Source organism: Caballeronia glathei, assembly GCF_000698595.1.
GTDB lineage: Bacteria > Pseudomonadota > Gammaproteobacteria > Burkholderiales > Burkholderiaceae > Caballeronia > Caballeronia glathei.
The window spans coordinates 1-1,139 of the sequence record NZ_JFHC01000240.1; the positions used below are offsets into that span (position 1 = coordinate 1).

1 protein-coding gene is annotated in these 1,139 nt (G+C 57.8%); it reads left to right on the forward strand.

What is annotated here, in order from left to right:
• The first annotated feature begins 324 nt into the window (after nucleotides 1-324).
• Nucleotides 325-933, forward strand: coding sequence for an Lcl C-terminal domain-containing protein (locus tag BG61_RS38535; protein ID WP_129572284.1), 609 nt, complete (start codon nucleotides 325-327; stop codon nucleotides 931-933).
• Nucleotides 934-1,139: the final 206 nt, after the last annotated feature.

Below are 1,139 nucleotides of genomic sequence, written 5' to 3' on the forward strand. Positions count from 1 at the left end.
CCGACGCGGTCGCCCGAAACCGACCCAGTCCCGCCACTGGACAGCCAGGCGTGTGAAGGGCGGTTTCGAGAGGCTCAACGGTCGTTGACGACAGACAGAGAACGGCCGACATGGTTCCGACGCTGCGGGCCGTCCGCCGCGCTTACGGCGTATGGCACGCCTTAGCTCCCGCCAACCTCGCCGCGCCGTACGTCAGACGTGTCACCATTGGGATTTCCTTTTTTGGCAGAGCATGATGCACTATTAGGGAACCGATTCACAATCATCTACGCAGCGGCTCACGCAACTTTTCCTTAACCGGTTACCAAAATAACCGGCCATGCCATGACTTATACCGTCGGAAAGCGGGCGCTGAGATCTATGTCGCTACGTGGATTACTATCTGCAGCATCCCTTCTGTGGTGGAGCATTTCGCTCGCCGCGGCGCCGATGGACGCGGCGGTCGCTGCTGAAGAGATCTGCATGCCTGAGGGAACCTATCCAATGGTTGGCGGTGGGACGACCGTCTTCTCCTCCAAGATCTGTTTCAGCCGCCCCGTAACGGACACGGATCCGCGCGAGATTCGAGTTCCCCGCGCAAAGAAGAGCGCCACAGACACCTTCAATGGAGTTCGGGTCGTTCGGTACGACTATCACGACGCGCTGTACCACTGCGCGAAACGGCATATGCGGCTGCCGACCGTCGAAGAGCTGAAGGCGTTGTTCGAGTACGCGAACGCTGGTAACACTACTGCGACGGAGAGCAAATACGGGATCGTGGCTTTGAAAAACGATCCACGTTATCCCGATGGCCTTTATGGCTGGGGGGGCAGCAGCATATATTGGTCGCACACCTTCGCGGGTAAGCGCATCCACAAGGTGATCAATCTTACCAACGGTCGAGTAAGTAATTACCACGACCCGCACAGGAGCTACGTGTCCTGTGTCCGCTGAAGGGCGAATCAATCAGTGCTTGTGCACGACGTGCACGCACCCAGTCACGGACCCGTTCGCGCGCTTGCCTCGCGAAGCGGCCAACGGGCTTACGGATGAATTGGCAACAGCAGAAACAACTTAATCACGATCGCATGCGCGACGTCGATAAAAAAGCTCCGACCATCGGCACTATAAGATGAGGTTGACCCGGTTCGACGGATAGA